Source organism: Exiguobacterium sp. ZOR0005 (assembly GCF_000798975.1).
Taxonomy (GTDB): domain Bacteria; phylum Bacillota; class Bacilli; order Exiguobacteriales; family Exiguobacteriaceae; genus Exiguobacterium; species Exiguobacterium aurantiacum.
Genome location: NZ_JTLB01000005.1, coordinates 93032 through 111626, shown reverse-complemented (window position 1 = coordinate 111626; position 18595 = coordinate 93032). Strand labels below are relative to the sequence as shown.

The window sequence follows — 18595 nt, the reverse complement described above, 5'->3', positions numbered from 1 at the left end:
TCACACTTCATCGGCAAACATCGCTTCACCGCGATGTTCCGATTGTTTTAGTTCTTTCCCGACTGGGTTGTCCTTGAACAGACGAGTCAAGACGAGCACCGTGACCACGCCAAGAACCGCGTAGAGGATCGCGAAAGCGACAAGCATCCAGCCGACGTTCGCCGACGTCGTCGCCGCCTCGCTCGTGCGCATGAACTCATAGAGCGCCCAAGGTTGACGACCTAACTCGGCGAAGAACCAGCCGAACTCGATGGCCATCATCGAAAGCGGACCACCGGCCGCGATGGCAATAAGCATCGGCTTACTGAATTGATTCAACCGTTTAATATACCGTCCGAGCACGAACAGGAACGAGATGAGCGCGAGCAACATCCCAATTCCGACCATGGCGTCGAACAAGTAGTGGACAATGAGCGGCGGTTGGTCCTCCTTGGCGAACTCATTCAAGCCCGTCACTTCATAGTTCGGGACACCACCCGCTAAAATCGAGAGCGCATACGGGATCTTGATGGCCCCGCGCACTTCGTATCCGCCTTGACCGTCATCTTCGAGCCAGCCCCCTAAAATGAGCTCAGCTTCGGAGGACGTCTCAAAGTGCCATTCTGCAGCCGCCAACTTATCCGGCTGATATTTCGCCAAATACTTCCCTGAGAAGTCACCGACGAGCGCTGTCGCGATGGCAAAGATCAACGCGACCGTCATCGTGAGACGAAGCCCGCGCTTATGGTAGGCGATTGTCGCTTGATCGAGCTTGTTGCGATGGCTACGGAGCAATTGTACTGCCGCAATCGCCGCCAAGATGAACGCTGACGTCAAAATAGCCGACGTCAATACGTGCGCCATCTTCGTCGGCATCGCCGGACTGAACATCGCCTCGATCGGGCTCACATTCGCAAGTTTCCCGTCGACGATATCAAACCCGACCGGTTGGTTCATAAAACTGTTCACGGTTGTAATGAAGAAACCGGAGAACAATGCCCCGACCGCGACCGGAATCCCGATGAGCATGTGGTGCCATGGGTTTTTAAACCGGTCCCACGTATACAAATAAATCCCGAGGAAAATCGCCTCGAAGAAGAAAGCGAACGTCTCCATGAAGAGCGGGAGCGCGATCGTCTGACCGGCAACACGCATCAAGTTCGGCCACAGCAAGGATAATTGCAGCCCGATGGCCGTCCCTGTGACAACACCGACCGCGACGGTCACAACATATCCACGCGACCACCGTCGGGCCATGAGCGTGTATTTCGGATCTTTCTTCTTAATCCCTAAAAATTCAGCCAATAAAATTAAAAGTGGAACCCCGACGCCGAGTGTGGCAAAAATCACATGGAAGCCTAGTGTGAGTGCCGTTAACGCCCGACTCATCAGGACAGGATCTTGAAACATCTATTGATACCCTCCTATCTCTCTCTATCGCTTCAAACCGATGCCTGAAACGCCAAATCAATGATGATTTCCATTGGATAACCTTATCATAATGATTTTATATAGCGCTGTAATGTCTCAATGCTTGAGTTCGCAAAATGTTCACATTTGAGCAAGCTTAACAAAATCGTCGCTTTACAATCATATTGAATTCCCTTTTTCTTCACATCGGAAGCATCATTTCACACATTGCCAACAAAAAAAGCGGACGTGATCGTCCGCTACTGTCACTTGATAATAGCCGTTCGGAAAAAGTGGTCGAACAGTTCGATCGCCACATCGATCGCCCGCTCGTCCGGATTGAGCGTCGCCTGGTGGAGACCAGAGCCCATGTCATTCACACCGAGCCATACCATAAAGCCAGGAACTTGTTTCAACATATATCCGAAGTCTTCACCTGTCATCGCCGGGACGCACGTCTTGTACGAATAACCGATTTCCTCGACGGCTTCTTCAAACTGGAACAAGTACCGTTCGTCGTTGACGACCTCGTGGTACCGGTTACCGAACTCGAGGTCGATGTGAACGTTATACGTCATCTCGACGCCGGCGATCACTTGACGAATCCGGCGCTCGAGGACGACCATCTCTTTATCGGACAAGGCGCGAATCGTTCCGTCGAGTTTCGCCGTCTCCGCGATAATATTCTCTTTCGTGCCGGCTGAGACCTTACCGATACTAATGACGGCACTGCCCATCGGGTCGATGTTGCGTGAGATAATGGTTTGCAGTTGCATGATGAGCGCCGCTTGAACGATGACCGCATCGATACCGGCGTGCGGGAAAGCACCATGACCGCCTTTACCGTGAATCGTCAAGTGAAGCTCACGCGCGCTCGCGAACAACACGCCTGGACGCGAAGCGACCGTGCCGACCGGATATTCCGGTGCGACGTGTAGGCCGAACATCGCGTCGGGCCGGAAGTGATAAAACATCTCGGACATCGCCATCGGTTCCGCTCCGCCCGGTCCTTCTTCAGCCGGTTGGAAAAAGATCACGAGATGATGGTCGAGCGGCTCTTCGACCGCTCGTTTAATGAGTCCTAAAGCAATGGCCATATGGACGTCATGCCCACAGGCGTGCATCATCCCTTCGTGGACGGACGCGAACTCGAGCCCGGTCTCTTCATAGATCGGCAAACCGTCCATATCGGCCCGGTAACCGATCGTCTTCTCGCCGACAAGTCCGTCGACACGGACGAACAGCCCGGTGCGCCAATGAGAGATGTGCACACGCGGTGATTCGAGCGAGCGAATCAACTGCTCGAGCGTCGCTTGCGTCTTGAACTCTTCATACCCTCGTTCCGGAATCAAATGTAACTGTCTTCTTGCATCAATCGCCCAACTCATTCCACACTCTCCTTTGTCACTTCTTCCACTACTTCCCAAAATGCCCGCACTTGCGCCAGTTCGAGCATCGATTCGGTCGACAGCATCCACGTATCGCGGATGAGCGGCGTCCCGTTCGACGACGTGAGCGGAATTTTATGGATCGCCTCCACGTCTCGAATCGTCGACTCCGGCAGGATGGCAAAGCCGATTCCATGGAGCGCCATCTGTTTACACGTCTCGATCTGGTCGACGACGAGCGTCGTCATCGGCGGGCTCGAGAACCGCTCTTGCCACCATTCTAATATCTCTTGATAGTATGTCGAGTCGCTCTTGAACTGGATGAACGAGCGCTCGTTATTTTTAAGTTGCTTCAAATCGGTCATGCGCATATCGACGAGATGGAGCGAGTCGGAAAAGAGCCGCATCTTCTCACCGCGCCAGTCCGGGTTACCCCGGATGATGCCGATATGGAAATTCTCTTCGAGCATGTAGCGCATCATCTCGCTCGACCATCCCGTCACGAGTTTGACGCGAACGGACGGGTAGCGCTCGACGAACCGTTTCAACACACGGGGCAACCAATATTGCCCCATGATGGAGGCGACAGCAATCTTTAACGTACCATACACCTCACCTTGCTTCGCCGTCAACTCTCCTCGTAGCTCTTGCTCTTCGCTATACATTTTCTTCGCAAAATCGATGATTTTCTCACCGTCCGGGGTGAGGGCGAGACCGCGTGTCGAGCGGACGAATATTTTCTTTCCCCATTGATGCTCGATCGTGACGAGCCGTTGACTGAGCGCCGGCTGCGACACAAAAAGTCGTTCTGCGGCTTTACGCATATTCAATTCCTCGGCGAGGACGATTAACACTTCCACTTCTGATACTTGCATGACGTCACCTATTTCTCTATCGTTTCGAAACCTGTATACTGGATACGTTATTGCTTCACTGTATCATATCATGTTTACCCATACATTTTGAGTCGTCAGGAGGAACATTGATGCAACGTCACCATTTCGCCTTTATCGTCGCCACCGTCGCGACGCTCGGCAGCCTATATTACTCAGAGGTCATGCTCTACTTACCGTGCAAGTTATGTTGGTTCCAACGTATATTTATGTATCCGCTCGCCATCTACTATATGACGGTCATGTTCACGAACCGTTCTGTCAACCGTCTGTTCGTCGGATTGATGGCAGGGACAGGCTGGGCGATCGCCCTTTATCACGTCGTACTCGAACGCATCCCAAACGGAAACGCGTTTTGCAGCAACGACTGTCTCATCCGTTGGGTGAACTATTTTGGGTTCGTCACGATCCCGCTCATGAGCTTGATCGCGTTCACACTCATCTTGCTCATTCAATTCGTGCCCTCACGTAAAAAGTAAACGAAAAGAGAAGCGGTCGCCGGACCGCTTCTCTTTTCGTTACTGCCACCACTCGTCGTAGAGCGAGGCCGGCATATGATGTTTATGGCGCGAGCGTTTGAAAATCGTTTCGATCCGCTCTTTGACCGTCGCATCGACTTCTTTTCCTTCAAGGTAGTCGTCGAGCTCGTCATACGTCATACCGAGGGCGACTTCATCCGGGAGACCAGGCTTGTCGTCTTCAAGGTCGGCAGTCGGCACTTTGTAAATCAAGCTCTCATGCGCTTCGAGTTCATGAAGGAGCGCCTTCCCTTGACGTTTGTTAAGTCCCGTGAGCGGCGTCAAATCACAGGCACCGTCGCCGTGTTTCGTATAAAAACCAGTGACATATTCGGCCGCATGGTCTGTCCCGACGACGAGCGCCCCGTATGTCGCCGCGATGTCGTATTGGACTTTCATACGCTCTCGTGCTTTCGTGTTGCCTTTATGGAAGTTCCCGAGCTCGAGACTAGTCGCTTGTTTGAACGCTTCAGCCGAAGCGTCGACGGCCGGTTTAATATTGACCGTGAACACCTTGTCTGGACGGATGAAATCGATTGCCCGTTGCGCGTCGTCCTCATCATGTTGCTCGCCGTAAGGGAGACGGACCGCGTAGAACGTGTAGTCGTCACCGTCTTCACATAACTCTTCCATCGCAATCTGACAAAGCTTTCCTGCTAGCGTCGAGTCCTGACCTCCTGAGATACCGAGAACGAGGCCTTTCGCCCCGGCCCGTCTCACATACGCTTTCAAAAAATCGATGCGCCGGCGTACTTCCTTAGCCGGGTCAATGTTGGGTAACACATGTGTTGATTCGATGATATGCTGCTGCATCAATGGGTTCCTCCCTCGTATTCCATTCGTTTGTCTCATTGTCTGACAATGAAACTTTATCGTCAACTTCTTTCATTCCCGAAACAAAAAGACGGAAACCTCGGTTCCCGTCACTTCTTTATTGAATTCGGAACGATGCCACGTCTCCGCCGATTGGTGTCAGCTCGAGGAAGAGCGACTGTCCTGATGTCGGTTCTTCGTCGAGGAGCACACCGAACGTGAATCCGCCCGCTGTCGGTTGTGACGCCCCTTGTGCAAAGACGGTATGTCCATCCGAGACACTCCATTCAAACTCTTCGATTGTCGTGTACCCCGCCACTTCAATCAACGTGCCGTTACGCTTGATTGACACGTCACGGAATTCACCGTCTGTCTGGGCTGGTTGATCACTCGGCTGTTCACTCGGCTGTTCACTCGGTTCTTCCGCAGGTTCTTCCGAAGGTTCTTCGGTCGGCGCTTCTGTCGCCGGTGCTTCGACCGTAAACGTCACTTGATCGGTCACAGCCATCTCTGGCGCCCCTTCCACTTGAGCAAGGCTAACGAAGTCTGCCGTATAGTTTCCGGCCGCCAACGCGAGCGGGAACACCTCGTCAAATACTTTCGTCTCGCCCGGCTCCCACGTCTCTTCGATGATCGACTCTGTGAACATGTACTCGCTGCCGTAATCAAAGACGGTCGTTTCACCGTTCATGACCATCAACTGGAAGCGTTGTGACGAATTGAACGTCACGTTGACCGGTTCTTCGTTCGGGTTCGTCATCGAGACTGTCGCTGATAACTGTTTCGACGCTGCATCATAGCTGACGTCGGTCTCAAGTGACAACAACGCAGGCGGCGCCGATGTATTGCCGTCCACATCACTCGAATTTTCTTCTTCTTTCCCACACGCTGCCACGACGATGAGCAATGCCGCGACCGCGACGAGCAACCAAGTTTTCTTCACGTATCCCACTCTCCTCTGAAAAATAAAAAAAACGTCTATAGCACTAGTGTATACGTTCGTGCAGACGTTTGTAATCTATTTCCTAATATTATTTACCTTTTTTATGAAACTTGGAGTGTTTCGGCGTACTGTTGTAAACCAGTCATGAACAACGAGTCAGCGACGTCGATGTCTGAACGAACTTGTGCAGAGATCGAGAACGTCTCACTATGGATTGACTCAAAGATGACGGTGATGATGCCATCGACCACTTCCTTATAGGCTACGAGTTCAGGTGTTTCTGCAAAAAGCATCATGAGTATGGCTCCTTTTTCGATATGAGATATACTCAGTGTAACAACGTTTTCAAAAAAATAACGTCCTATCGTTCGACAGGACGTCCGACCTAGTCGACAACATGTCGAATCCATGGAATGAATTGCTAGCCGTTTGCAAATAGAGACTTCTTTCCTATAAGAAAAGAGAGGAAGAACGCAATTTGTCCCCCTCCCTTTACCTATTCTTGTAAAAAATGACGAAGTTCCGTTGTCGAATGATTTATTTCGCTCGATTCGAAATTTGTTGCCAGACCGTCCCAAGGGCGGTCTCGCCGCTCGTGATCCGCTCTTTCGCCAGGCGGGCCTGGAGTGAAACTTCAAACTCGGCATCGTCTTCGGCAATTTTCAATGCCGGTACAGCCTGTTCGTCGCCGCAGTCGAACAAGAAACGGGCCGCCCGCCAACGGACGAGCTTGCTCTTATCTTTGAGTGCCTCGATCATCGACGGCTGCGATTGCGGAAGCGCCCAATCGGACACCGTGTCGCCCGCTGTCCGGCGCACGATTGGCGATGGATCGACGAGCGCCTGCTCGATATACGTGACGTATTCCTCACGGTTTTCTTCGAACATCCCGATCATGACGACCGCTTGACGCCGAATCGCCATCACCTTGTCTTCGAGCGCCCGGCGGAAATAGACCATATTGTCTGCCGAGACGTTTAACTCGTCCAAGAACGCGAGTCGTGTCTTCCAGTCATCGGATTGAAGCTGATTCGCATTCGCTTCGTAATCCGCTTCGCGGCCGAACGCTCGGGCGACGATTCGAGTGACCCGATCCTCAGGATAAGCGGCCTCGAGTTCTTCTTGGGCGACCGTCCCGACTTCTTCTAGTTCACCGTAACGCGGGGCCTGCTCGACCCAGCGCCGGTCCTGGATGACATTTTTCACTTGCGCTTGTACCTCGATCGCCGCATCGACGAAACGTTTCGAAAGACCGATCCGCTTCTCCTCATCCCCTTTGACGAGTTTCAGTTGCATCGGCACGTCGAGAACGAATTGGACGGAAACGTGGACCGGTTCATAGTCCGTTGCCAGTTTGCTCACAGAGACTTCCTCGACATCCTCTCCGAAAGCGCGTCGAATCTCGTTCATGACATCGTGCCAATCATGCTTCGGATGACGCTCGACTGCCAAAAAGTCTGAGACGGCGTAGACGGATTTGACACCGCGGAGCGCGACGATGTCACGAATGGTGTCGGGCATGTCCTCGCTCGCTTTGTCATATGTGACGCCACGGCCCGTGAAGGCCGGCTCGACGATGATCTTTAAGTTGTTCGGGCTCGGCGTCGGTTCGATTGCTACTAGTTTCATTGTCATCACCTCACTTCCAATCGTGACGAAAACAACAAAAAAACGCAAGCGAGTCGCTTGCGTCGTGAACATCAAAATAGGGCAATGAACTGTTGAAGCGAGTATGTCTCGCCATCGGCGGTGAACGTATCGTCCTCGGCGATCGGCTCGAGGAAGAAGTGCTTCTCCCCGTTAGCTTTCACGTAACCGAAAATGTGACCTGTCTGATAGAACATCTCTACAATCGTCACTCGCCCGAACGTCATCCCGTCATTGATGACTGCCCGGTCCTCTAATTCGCCGCCGTTGTACAGTTCAATATACGTTTCCATGTGTTGTCGCTCCCTTTGTGTTTGTTTTCACAATTCATTTCTATCAAACATACGAAGGGAGTTCAAGTTAAGATTTTGCGTGGCGCTTCCAAAATTCAATCCAATTATAATACTCGGATAACACTTTCTCGATTTGAGCAATCGACTTCTCATCCTTCAGCCCTTCAGTACCAATCTTTTCTTTACAGTGGATAATAAAGATTTCATTTCCTGGCAAAACGTTTGCCTTATTTGTGGCAAATACTTGACGGAGGTGAATTTGACATCGGGCTGTCCCGAGTATGCCTGGAGACGCCCCGGCAATCATGACCGGTTTGCCTCCGAGAGGCGAACCGGGTTCGAGTGAGAGCCAGTCGATCGCATTTTTCAAAACGCCAGGAATACTATGATTGTACTCCGGGGTCACGACGAGAAACCCATCCGCTTCCCGCACCGATCGCTTGAACGCCACGACGTCTTCCGGCTCGTCCGGGTCGATCAAGTCATCATTGAACAACGGCAACTCGATCGACTCGATGCTGACGTCAAACCGGTCACGACCGAGCTCGATGATCGAGTGCAGGAGAGCCGTGTTATAAGACGCTTTTCGTAAACTTCCGGAAACGGCGACAAGCTTAAACTTCTCCATGAGACACCTCCTCGAGCCATGCGTTAATGAATTCCGCTTCCTCTATCGGTGCTTCCATCATCCCCATGTGACTGACCGGCAGACTCCGTCTCGTATGACGCTCCGCTCCTATGAACGCACGCGCCTCATCCATGTTCGGGTCTTTATCGCCATATATGAACAGGCCCGGCAACAACGTATCTCGCACTGTCTTCGTCTCATCGACGCGGTCACGGATGGCACGCTGGGCAGACAGGATCCCTTCTTTTGACATCGCATAGCCGATTTGTTTGGCGCGTTCGATCAACGTCGCTTCCGAGTCTTTGGCGAACACGCCCGGTACCATCGTATCGATGAACGGGTTAACGCCTTCTTCGACGACCCGTTCCATCGCTTGATTGCGTTTCTCTTTCGCCTGATCCGTGTCCGCGGCTGCGGTCGAGTGAATCAAACCGAATCCCGACAACTCTTCACCGTAACGGCGGACGAGGTTCGTCGCGATATATCCGCCGAACGAGTGACCGAGCACGACCGGCCGCTCAAGCCCTCGAAGTCTAATCTCCTCAATCACCCAATCCGCGAACTCGTCCATCGTCTCTGGTCCGGCCTCACGCTCGTCATGACCCGGCAACGTGAGGGCATAGACGTCCGCCTGCAAGAGCGGTTCCAACTCCTCAAAATACGCCGGGGACCCGCACAGCCCGTGTAACAATACGACTTGTCTCATTATTTGTCCTCCCTTGTCAGCCATTCGTCCCGCAACAACCGATACATCGTCAAATCCATGAACCGGCCGTGACTATAGGCATAATCATGCAATAATCCTTCTTCGGTGAAACCGAGCTTTTGGACCAATCGGTTCGATCCGTCGTTTTCAGGGGCGACGAGTGCCGAAATCCGATGAAACTTGAACTCGTTGAAGCCGTGCTCGATGACCGCCGTCGCCGCCTCAAAGGCGACACCTTGACGCCAGTGACTGCGCGCCACTTCGAAGCCGATCTCGGCCCGGTAATATTGCGGCGTCCAATTATGAAATCCGATCGTGCCGACGAGTTCATCAGTCGAACGGTCACAAATCGCCCAACGGATCGCCTTGCCTTGCTGAAACTGGTCTTTAAAATACGCGATGACATTTTTCGCTTCGTAGACGGCGAGGAGCGGGTCGGACCCGTAATAGCGCATGACCTCGTCCGTCGACAAGATGGCATAGAGCGCCCGCGCATCGCGGGGTTCTAATTCTCTCAACGTGAAGCGATTCGTAGCGAGCTCCGGAAAACTCTTTCTCAATCCCCACATACTGAACCCGCCTTTCTTTTTACTTTCTTCAATTATAGCTTGTTTTCCTCAAAAACCATCAGTTGAACCTTCTCGAACATGGCGTCCTGTGAACGAATTTGGTAAAATCAAGTATAGCGACTTCAAACTGAGGGGATCATTATGTCAAAACAGTTGTTCTACATGAAACAAGACCGAGATTTGCAACGTTTCACACTGCACGGGGTGACATTGAGCGATGTCGCCGAGGCGCTCTCGCTCGCCCGCCCGATGATTATCTGCCGGACGGACGTCAAAGGGATGCGCCAATCGACACGGACCCGTTTCCGTTATATCGAGGCGCATGAACTCGCTACGTTTTCAACACGGTATTTGAACAATCAGACGACGTTCACTGCCATCGACTTTCCCGACTATCATGTGCTTGAATCGTTATCGGACCACGAGATTGCCGAGATTCTGTTTTTAAGCCATATGGAACGAGGGTTGAAAACGCCGTTTCTCCACTCGATCCAAAACGAGATCGCCTTCTTCAACGAAGCGAACGACCGCCACAGTAGCCTGTACATAAAAGACTGGGCGTCGATCAATCGCTTCATGCAGAGCATCTTGCAAAGTAAACTCGACCGTGACATTCGAAATATCAGCTTCGTGCCGATCCCGCTCCCGGTCATCGATGAGTTGCTCGCCTTGGCCCCGCAAGGGTTAATCATTGATTTCGATCATACGAAACGCAGTTTGTTCAACCGACAAGTCACGATCTCCTTTTACGTGGCCGGACGCTACGAAGACATGTCCGTCCTCGAAGAAGATTTTGATGCGAAAAAAGAATCGATCGCGTTGAAAGGGCAACTGACGTATCGACGCCGCACATGGGAAGTGGAACGCTTTTAAGGTCATCCGGGCATCAAAGCGAAAAGAACCTAATCTTTTTAGGTTCTTTTTTATTATCCCGCCATTCTCCCTCCCGTCCTAAACCGCTTCATGGCGCCATAAAAAACTATTTTTAAATTTTGATAACAAATTGTCTAAATTTTTCGTTAAATTGACTCTTTTCTTTTATTCCGAGGACGGTATACTAGGAATAACCTTCTTGGAGAATGGAAGGCAATATAGAGAAAGCGAGGTGAAAATCTATTCATCACGCGGATGGATAGATACACGAAATGGAACAACTGAAAGTACAAGGAATTTCTTCGTTCACCAAGTTTGCGACGAATGGAAAAATGCTGAAATTGAAAGATGCTATTGCCGGCGAGCAACGAATTTCGCTGCAGGAAGCGACCGATATTCAAGTATCGCTGCTCGACGAGGACCATTCGCGCTTCACTATATTCGGTCAGTCTAACCCGCTCGTGGAACTGACCCTCCCTCACCATTCTTGTGACGTGCTCCACGCTTGGCTGTTGCACAAGCTAAAACGACAAAAAATCAAATTGGCTTCGAACGCGTAACGAAAATAAGCCGTCTCCCTTGAATAAACGGGAGACGGCTTATTTTGTGATGATTTCATCAAGTGAACAGCGAGACGATCCAGCTGATCAAAATCCCGACGAGTGCGAAATCGGAGTCACCGAACGTCGTACTCTCGAATCCGAGGTTGCCTAGAAGCGGCAACAGCAAGGCAGGCAAGAAACTGATCAACAATCCGTTCGCGAATGCGCCGAGCAAGGCACCTCGACGTCCTCCGGTCGCATTTCCGAACACCCCGGCCGTCGCTCCCGTGAAGAAGTGGGGGACAAGCCCTGGTACGATGACCGCAAGACCGAAGAGCGGTAAGAAGAACATGGCGATCAAGCCGGCCGTGAAGCTCGCCAAGAACCCGATGATGACGGCGTTCGGTGCGAACGGGAAGACCGTCGGACAGTCGAGCGCCGGTTTCGCGTTCGGCACCATCTTGTCGGCAATCCCTTTGAACGCTGGGACGATCTCCGCGATCAACATGCGGACACCTGCGAGGACGATGTAGACACCCGCAGCGAACGTGATCGCTTGAATGACCGAGAAGACGATATAGTTCGATCCGCCCGATAGCTCACTTTCAATGAACGCCGGACCGGCAAACAAGGCGACGACGACGAACAAGAGCGTCATCGTCAACGAGACGGCGACCGACGTATCGCGAAGGAAACCGAGTTGTTTCGGCACTTTGATCTGTTCCGTCGAATGTTCTTTGTTCCCGGCATATTTCCCGATTGTCCCAGAGACGAAATACCCGAGTGAACCGAAGTGTCCGACCGCAAAGTCGTCCGAGCCCGTGATTTGACGGACGAACGGTTGCAAGAGCGCCGGGAAAAGAACCATACAGAGCCCGAGCAGCACCGAACCGACCGCGACGAGGACGACTCCGTCTAAGCCTGATACCGACAAGATCGCAGCGAGCAAGCTCGCCATGAAGAGTGTGTGATGACCCGTCAAGAAAATATATTTGAACGGGGTGAACCTTGCCAAGACGATGTTCATAATCATCCCGAACACCATGATCATCGCCGTCTCGACGCCGAACGCGTCTTGGGCGACGGCGACAATGGCTTCGTTGTTCGGAATGACACCGCGAATACTGAACGCCTCATCGAACATCCGTCCAAAGATGTCGAGCGCGGCAATGATAACACCAGCCCCCGCGCCGATGATGACAAATCCCATGATCGTCTTCAACGTCCCCGAAACGACGGACGCGACGTCTTTCTTTTGAAGCATGAGACCGATCAACGCGAACAGACCGACCAAAATGGCTGGTGTTCCCAGTATGTCCCGCATAATCAAATCAAGCATACGTTATTCCCCCTCCCTGTCCCGAAATTGTTCGTTAAAGCTTGTCGCTCAACTGGGCTTTGATTTGCTCGATATCCATCACGTTCTCAAGTGCGACAATCGTCCGTGTCCCGTCATCTAACGTCGTGATGATGTCTTGGGCGCCGAGGTAAATATCCGCCGGTTCCGTCCGAGCCGTGGCAATGTCCGTGTGCGACACTTCCGCTTCTTTCCCCATCTGTTCGAGCGCTTTTTTCACGTTCAACTCCATGATGAAACTTGATCCTAACCCGTTCCCGCATACTACTAAAATCTTTTTCATGATTTATTCCTCCTCCGAATATTTAGTGATGACTTGTAACATTTGTTCAATCGACTCGGCGTGTAATACTTCTGACAAATCGGTACCGTTACCGAGCAGCTCCGTCAGTTGCGCCAGCGCTTTTAAATGGGTCGTCTGATCAATCGCCGCGAGGACGAAGAAGAGACGGACGGGCTTGTCGGTCGGAAAGACGACCGGTTCTGTAAGCTTCAAAACGCTCATGCCGAGCTCGCGGACCCCGTCTTCAGGACGAGCGTGTGGAATGGCCACGTCCGGCATCAATACGATATACGGGCCATGCTGTTCCACGTTGTCAATCATCGTCTCGACGTATCGTGTCTCAATCGCCCCGTTGCTTTCAAGCGGACGGGCCGCGAGACGGATCGCTTCTTTCCAATCAGTTGCACGTTCCAATAACTGCACATTGTCGTGCGTAATCAATTCATTCAACACTGGTTGTTCCCCCTCTGACCTCATCGGGTTTTGATTCGGATTGAGCAACATTCGCAACGCTTGCTTCAATTGCCTTTCATTCGTGACGTTTGCATATTTTTTCACGATGGTCATGACGTCGTCGATGTGAATCGGCTCGTCTGAGATTCGGTTGAAAAAACGTTGACCGACCTCTTGCTTCAAGGCAACTTGTTCGAGCCGTGTCGGCAATGTCGGGACGAGCATGACGTGGGCCACCCGCTGAATCTCGCGAGGTAGTGGCACGGTCGTGAAGACGATGTCGACGAGCGGGACGAACCGTTCAACGTCCCGTTGTGAAATCGGCGGCAAAAAGATAAACTCCGGAAACTGGTTTTTCAAGATGTGATCAAGCATATGCGAGACGCTGACCCCGCTCGGGCAGACGACGATCGCTTTCATCTTTTCATCGAGATGTTGTCCTTGACGATGAAGATGGGCGGCGAAGTGAAGGGTGTAATACATCACTTCGATTTTAGGGACGTCTTTGCCTAAAAGTTGACGGAACGGATCGAGCGACCGCTCCACGAGAACGTTCAATACTTGGTGCTCTTTCATCACGTACCGTTCCAATTCTCTCGGCGCCTCCAGACCGGTGTATACGCGTTGCATCGTCGCTTTCGAATGAAGGACGAGCTTTTCGCAAAGCGCTTCCCGCTCGATGATGAACGTACAGCTCAACGTTTCGAACCGTTCAATCACTTCCATCATGGCGGCCGCCAAATGCTGTTGCACGTCTGCTTCCATCTCTTCTTCCATTTTCGGCCCGCTCTTGACGAGCATATCGAGCGTCACCCACAAGTGAGGCACTTGATCAAAATGCTGCCGTAACGATTCATCCGTGTTTTCCGCTAAAATGACGTCCTCTTCATCAAGCGGCACGATGCTTGAGAGGCGTTGACCAATCAAGAGGAAATAGGCGAGCTTTTCCCGGTGGCTCTCAACGAACTGGAATTGACGCATCTGTTCGTATGACTCGATTTTGTTTCGCCAGCGGTCGAGTTCATCTCGCCACTCCGCGATCACCGTGCTGACGAGACGTTCTTTCGTCGATAGCTCCATCATTCGTTCGACGGCTCGATACATGTAGAGCGCCAACGTCTGAGGGTGACCGTTGAAGTGGTACCCGAGTCGCCGCGTGTAGGCAAAATCGAGTCCAAAGTGAGCCGCGCTTTTCTTCACCCCGTTCAAACTTTCTTGAACGGTAAACTTGGACACATCGAGCAACTGTTGGTAATGGACGGCCGATAAGAACTCTCGGTTCGTCAACGTATAGAACACAATCAACAACTCTCGTTCTTCCTCCGAAAAGACAAGGTCGGCGCGTTCCATCTGTTCGACGATACGCGGGTCGTCACGAAGTTGAATCGACGTCTTCTCGATGATCAGTGGAGGAAGATCATTGTCGCGCAACCACTCTTGAATGCGATCTAGTTCGTATTCGATCGTCCGTTTCGAATAAGGCAACATGACAGCGAGCAGCTGCAGTGTCACGTTGTTCTCATGCATAAGAACTTGGATGATCCGTTTGCTTTTTTCGTTTAATAACATGGTAGAGGCCTCCTACAGCTTTAGTATAAGGCAAGCGACGCATAAAAATGTAAGCGTTTACGACAGAGTTTTCGGGTCGGTCCTCCAAAAATTCTGTCTGATGCGTACACATAAAAAAGCGAGGGAGCTGCTGCCCCCTCGCCGTCCCTTTATTCTGCCGTCGGGCTGATCTCGTTGCGGCGATAAATTGTCACCCCACCGTGCTTTGCCTCACCCACGACTTGAAAAAGCCATTCTTTTTCGATCAATATCGAGCGTACCGTCAAAAAATCTTCTTTCGGAACCGTGAGCTCCTCGACGGAACCGTCGAGCAACGCTTGCATGCGCTGTTCCCATTCATTCATGTCGCGCTCCCCCTCTCCTTCTCATTGGCCCAGGCGAACAATTGCTGTCCTGTCTTGACGACGTCTCCGTCGACATATACGTCATTCGGAACATGCGTGACGCCCGGGACCGTCCCGTTGGCGGCCAAGATGACGTCGTCCCCGAGCTTGTCTTGTAAATAACGAACCGCGAACGCGACGACTGCTTCGTCCGACGTCGCATCGACTTGAGCGAGTGCGGCCTCGTACTCGACGTCCCTCTCATTCCGTTCCAACAAGACGCGCCCACCTTGAAGAAGGGCGTAAGACGGCAATGCGTCGACATGGAACACTTCGTACGCTTTATAAGCCGTTTCGTCACATGACAATAACGGAATGAACCGCCTAGCAGCCGTCCACTTCTTCAATTGGAACAACGTGCGCATCGGGGTGAATGACCGGGCCCCGGTTTGATCTTTCTCCACTAAAATGGTCGGTACGTCAGCCATGTCCGCTGCATGGCAGTCCATGAACAACCAATGTCCGACTTCTACGATGAGTATCACTTACGTTTCCTCCCTAACCACCACTCCGAGGCGGCGATGACGACGAGTGCGACAAGCCATCCTCCAAGGACATCACTAAAATAATGGACGTTCAAGATGACCCGACTAAATGAGACGAGAACGACGAGAGACAGGACGAGGCCGATTGCCCAAACCGATTTGTCGCTGCGATACATCGTAAACGCAATCAACCCATAAAGCGCGAGCGACCCAGAGGCGTGACCGCTCGGGAAACTATACGTCGTGGCGTCAAGCGCCGCATCGATGAGCGGACGTTCGATCCCGTAGACGAGTTTCAACGCTTGTGTCAACATGAGCGTCCCGAGGACGACGAGCGGCAACCGGAACGCCTCGATCTTCTCTCCGTTCCATAACCAAAACAGCATCCCGATAAACGAGAGCCCGATCAAGACGCGGACGCTGCCGAGCTCTGTGATATGGGCGAATATCGGTCCTGACAGCGGTGCGACCGTCTCATATATGAAGTCATCGATCGGAACGGCCGCTCCTAAAACAACAATCACCGAGACGAGAGCGTAGCCCATCGTCCCGGCGATTGTCAGCATCTTCGCTCGGCCGTTCATCAATACAGTCCTTTTCGTTCCCGCATCTCTTCTTCTCCGAAGTCGGTCATGTCACGCAATCGGTGCGCGAGACGACCCGATGCGTTCGCGGCGATAGCGCCGACGAGGTCATCCATGAACGTATGGACTTGACCGTCATCCATTTTCGTGTCGAGCTGTTTGATGATCCCGATCTTCGCTTTATCTAAGTAACCGAACGTCGTGACGGCGATCGAACCATACGTGTTGACGGCTCCGATGGCAATCGTCTCATCGACCCCGAACAGTCCTTCATCCGAGGCGACAATCGACAAGAGCGGTTCCGACAGTTGCCCGCGCTCGGCTAATATATCGAGTTCAGAGCCGACGAGGATGGCGTGTTGGAGTTCACGTTTTTCAAGCACGGCCTCGACCGAGTCCATGCAATCTTTTAGCGATAAATGGGGCGAGTATGGGGCTTGCATTTGATAGACGATTTCACCGATCGATTCAATCGATACACCGCGCTCGATTAAACGGGCCCGGGCGGCCTCTCTGACGTCTCGTGAGTGTGGTACATTTTTCATAGTTTGCGCAGGCACTGGTCCCGCTACACATCCTTTCATATCGAGAACGGCTGACGCTCTCATCGTACTTGATTCCATTATACTGAAAAATTGAAAAAAAGACTAAGCCCGCTTTGACTTCCCTTGTTAAATCGTTCATCATAAATGAGAAGACCACTATAAAGGGGGAACTGGAATGAAGATTGGGGTAGTCTTATTTCCATCAAAACAAGTTCAAGACTTCGCCAACTCGTATCGTAAGCGTTACGATACGAAGTACGCCTTGATATCACCACATGTGACCATCAAAGAGCGGACTGAGGTGGACGAAGCCGACTTGCCAAAAGTGCTCGAATATTTACAACAAGTCGCCGAGGCGACGAAACCGATTCAACTGAAAATTGATGGCGCCCGGTCGTTCGCGCCGACAAACAACGTTCTTTACTTAAAAGTGTTGCCGACTCGCGAACTCGCGACGTTGCAACAAAAATTGCATGAAGGCGTCCTCGATCAGCCGCCGAAATACGAATTCCTTCCGCACATTACAATCGGACAAGACCTCGCCGATGCCGAACTGTTCGACGTACTCGAACGGATGCGGATGGAACAAGTTCATTTCGAGGAGACGGTCACTCGGATGGCCCTCATGTATGAGCTCGAAAACGAAACGTGGAACGTCTATGAGACGTTCCGGTTCCGCGGGTAATATTAAACGCTCCGGTCGACGAATCGACCGGGGCTTTTCTGTTGTTCTGCTTCTAACCATTCGTCTTGCCGAGGCCGAATCCGTTGGACCCGCTTGATGCGTGTCACCGGCTCGATGCTTGCCCGTTCAGTTGGTTGGACTTGGCGATTCCCGTATTGGACGATCGTGAAATCAATCTGATAAGGACCCATGACTTCCCCTCCCTCACAAGTCCTTACCCGAAACCGTTCCACGATAATACAAAAAAGGGCGCATTAGCGCACCCTTTCCCAAACTTATAAAATATGGTAGCCGCTGTCGACGTGAATGACTTCGCCCGTCACACCGCTGCCCATACTAGACAACAAGAACAAGCCGGTCGAAGCGACCTCTTCTGCCGAGACGTTGCGCCGGAGCGGAGCCTTCTGCTCGAGTTCCGCCAAGATGCTGTTAAAGTCGCCGACGCCTTTGGCCGAGAGCGTACGGATCGGTCCCGCTGAAATCGCATTGACCCGAACGCCGTGCGGACCGTATTCGTTCGCCAAATATTTGACGCTCGAATCGAGAGCAGCTTTTGCGACACCCATCAAGTTATAGTTCGGCACGACGCGTTCGCCACCGAGGTACGTGAGCGTGATGACAGAGGCATCTTGTGCGAAATAAGGTTTCGCGGCCTTGACGACGGCCGTCAAGCTATACGCTGAAATGTCGAGCGCCTGAGCGAATTGACCGCGCGTCATCTCTGAAAATTCACCGCGCAACGCTTCTTTGTCAGCGAACGCGATCGAGTGGGCGATACCTTGAATCTCGCCTGCCTGCTCGTGAATCGACCGGAACGTCGTGTCGATCGCTTCGTCATTCGTCACATCACACTCGAGAAGGAGCGCTTCTCCTTTTAGTTCCGCCGCAAGCGATTCGAGACCAGCTTTGAAGCGTTCGGCTGCATACGTCAGGACGAGCTTTGCGCCCGCCTCGTCAAGTGTCTTCGCAATCGCCCAGGCGATTGAACGTTTGTTGGCGATCCCCATGACGACATACGTCTTATTCGTTAAAGTTGGATAGATTGACAT

Annotated in this window: 24 protein-coding genes; 4 read left to right on the top strand and 20 right to left on the bottom strand. The window is 52.2% G+C overall.

Annotated features, from left to right (window positions below; genetic code table 11):
- The 3 genes from L971_RS02080 to L971_RS02070 form a co-directional block, all read right to left on the bottom strand.
- The gene (locus tag L971_RS02080; protein ID WP_024369969.1) at positions 1-1389 is read right to left on the bottom strand and encodes a cytochrome ubiquinol oxidase subunit I; all 1389 of its coding nucleotides are present in this window, start codon (positions 1387-1389) and stop codon (positions 1-3) included.
- Positions 1390-1655: 266 nt separating this feature from the next.
- The gene (locus tag L971_RS02075) at positions 1656-2777 is read right to left on the bottom strand and encodes an N-acetyldiaminopimelate deacetylase (protein WP_024369968.1); all 1122 of its coding nucleotides are present in this window, start codon (positions 2775-2777) and stop codon (positions 1656-1658) included.
- A complete protein-coding gene (locus tag L971_RS02070; RefSeq protein WP_024369967.1) occupies positions 2774-3652 on the bottom strand; it encodes a LysR family transcriptional regulator in 879 nt (292 codons plus the stop codon). Before L971_RS02070 ends, L971_RS02075 begins: the two co-directional genes overlap by 4 nt.
- Positions 3653-3762: 110 nt before the next feature.
- Here L971_RS02070 and L971_RS02065 point away from each other — a divergent pair, with 110 nt between their 5' ends.
- On the top strand, positions 3763-4149 hold the full coding sequence (locus L971_RS02065; RefSeq protein WP_024369966.1) for a disulfide bond formation protein B: 387 nt from the start codon (positions 3763-3765) through the stop codon (positions 4147-4149).
- Positions 4150-4188: 39 nt separating this feature from the next.
- On the opposite strand, the gene nadE is transcribed toward L971_RS02065, so the two are convergent.
- From nadE to L971_RS02025, 8 genes are all read right to left on the bottom strand, one after another.
- On the bottom strand, positions 4189-5001 hold the full coding sequence (gene nadE, locus L971_RS02060) for an ammonia-dependent NAD(+) synthetase (protein ID WP_047374070.1): 813 nt from the start codon (positions 4999-5001) through the stop codon (positions 4189-4191).
- 118 nt (positions 5002-5119) lie between these two features.
- On the bottom strand, positions 5120-5944 hold the full coding sequence (locus tag L971_RS02055) for a BsuPI-related putative proteinase inhibitor (RefSeq protein ID WP_047374068.1): 825 nt from the start codon (positions 5942-5944) through the stop codon (positions 5120-5122).
- A gap of 101 nt (positions 5945-6045) precedes the next feature.
- Positions 6046-6240 carry a hypothetical protein gene (locus L971_RS02050; RefSeq protein ID WP_024369963.1) on the bottom strand — a complete coding sequence of 65 codons (195 nt, stop codon included), beginning with the start codon at positions 6238-6240 and terminating at the stop codon, positions 6046-6048.
- Between the two features lie 241 nt (positions 6241-6481).
- Positions 6482-7573 carry a virulence factor gene (locus L971_RS02045; RefSeq protein ID WP_047374107.1) on the bottom strand — a complete coding sequence of 364 codons (1092 nt, stop codon included), beginning with the start codon at positions 7571-7573 and terminating at the stop codon, positions 6482-6484.
- A gap of 71 nt (positions 7574-7644) precedes the next feature.
- Positions 7645-7884: a hypothetical protein gene (locus L971_RS02040; protein WP_024369961.1), complete on the bottom strand. Its 240-nt coding sequence runs from the start codon at positions 7882-7884 to the stop codon at positions 7645-7647.
- Between the two features lie 67 nt (positions 7885-7951).
- Positions 7952-8512, bottom strand: coding sequence for an NADPH-dependent FMN reductase (locus L971_RS02035; RefSeq protein WP_047374065.1), 561 nt, complete (start codon positions 8510-8512; stop codon positions 7952-7954).
- Entirely contained in the window at positions 8499-9218 is a 720-nt protein-coding gene (locus L971_RS02030; protein ID WP_052200226.1) for an alpha/beta fold hydrolase, read from the bottom strand. The genes L971_RS02035 and L971_RS02030 overlap by 14 nt, the downstream gene beginning before the upstream one ends.
- Positions 9218-9787, bottom strand: a complete 570-nt coding sequence (locus L971_RS02025; protein ID WP_047374063.1) for a GNAT family N-acetyltransferase — start codon at positions 9785-9787, stop codon at positions 9218-9220. Before L971_RS02025 ends, L971_RS02030 begins: the two co-directional genes overlap by 1 nt.
- Positions 9788-9928: 141 nt before the next feature.
- Between L971_RS02025 and L971_RS02020 the strand changes: the two genes are divergently transcribed.
- Both L971_RS02020 and L971_RS02015 read left to right on the top strand, forming a co-directional pair.
- Positions 9929-10660, top strand: coding sequence for a hypothetical protein (locus tag L971_RS02020; RefSeq protein ID WP_024369957.1), 732 nt, complete (start codon positions 9929-9931; stop codon positions 10658-10660).
- 272 nt (positions 10661-10932) lie between these two features.
- A complete protein-coding gene (locus L971_RS02015) occupies positions 10933-11220 on the top strand; it encodes a hypothetical protein (protein WP_024369956.1) in 288 nt (95 codons plus the stop codon).
- A 58-nt stretch (positions 11221-11278) separates the two neighbouring features.
- On the opposite strand, the gene L971_RS02010 is transcribed toward L971_RS02015, so the two are convergent.
- The 7 genes from L971_RS02010 to L971_RS01980 form a co-directional block, all read right to left on the bottom strand.
- Positions 11279-12541, bottom strand: a complete 1263-nt coding sequence (locus tag L971_RS02010) for a PTS ascorbate transporter subunit IIC (RefSeq protein WP_024369955.1) — start codon at positions 12539-12541, stop codon at positions 11279-11281.
- A 34-nt stretch (positions 12542-12575) separates the two neighbouring features.
- Positions 12576-12842 carry a PTS sugar transporter subunit IIB gene (locus L971_RS02005; protein WP_024369954.1) on the bottom strand — a complete coding sequence of 89 codons (267 nt, stop codon included), beginning with the start codon at positions 12840-12842 and terminating at the stop codon, positions 12576-12578.
- Positions 12843-12845: 3 nt separating this feature from the next.
- Positions 12846-14864 carry a transcription antiterminator gene (locus L971_RS02000; RefSeq protein ID WP_024369953.1) on the bottom strand — a complete coding sequence of 673 codons (2019 nt, stop codon included), beginning with the start codon at positions 14862-14864 and terminating at the stop codon, positions 12846-12848.
- Between the two features lie 149 nt (positions 14865-15013).
- Complete coding sequence (locus L971_RS01995; protein WP_024369952.1) at positions 15014-15208, bottom strand: hypothetical protein; 195 nt, start codon at positions 15206-15208, stop codon at positions 15014-15016.
- Complete coding sequence (locus L971_RS01990) at positions 15205-15732, bottom strand: hypothetical protein (protein ID WP_047374060.1); 528 nt, start codon at positions 15730-15732, stop codon at positions 15205-15207. The genes L971_RS01995 and L971_RS01990 overlap by 4 nt, the downstream gene beginning before the upstream one ends.
- Positions 15729-16316, bottom strand: a complete 588-nt coding sequence (locus L971_RS01985) for a phosphatase PAP2 family protein (RefSeq protein ID WP_047374058.1) — start codon at positions 16314-16316, stop codon at positions 15729-15731. Before L971_RS01985 ends, L971_RS01990 begins: the two co-directional genes overlap by 4 nt.
- Positions 16316-16861, bottom strand: a complete 546-nt coding sequence (locus L971_RS01980) for a phosphatidylglycerophosphatase A (RefSeq protein ID WP_047374056.1) — start codon at positions 16859-16861, stop codon at positions 16316-16318. Before L971_RS01980 ends, L971_RS01985 begins: the two co-directional genes overlap by 1 nt.
- Positions 16862-17036: 175 nt before the next feature.
- Here L971_RS01980 and L971_RS01975 point away from each other — a divergent pair, with 175 nt between their 5' ends.
- Positions 17037-17546, top strand: a complete 510-nt coding sequence (locus tag L971_RS01975; protein WP_024369948.1) for a YjcG family protein — start codon at positions 17037-17039, stop codon at positions 17544-17546.
- A gap of 2 nt (positions 17547-17548) precedes the next feature.
- Here the strand turns inward: L971_RS01975 and L971_RS01970 are convergent, their stop codons facing one another.
- Positions 17549-17737, bottom strand: coding sequence for a hypothetical protein (locus L971_RS01970; RefSeq protein WP_024369947.1), 189 nt, complete (start codon positions 17735-17737; stop codon positions 17549-17551).
- Positions 17738-17821: 84 nt separating this feature from the next.
- A complete protein-coding gene (fabI, locus tag L971_RS01965; protein WP_024369946.1) occupies positions 17822-18595 on the bottom strand; it encodes an enoyl-ACP reductase FabI in 774 nt (257 codons plus the stop codon).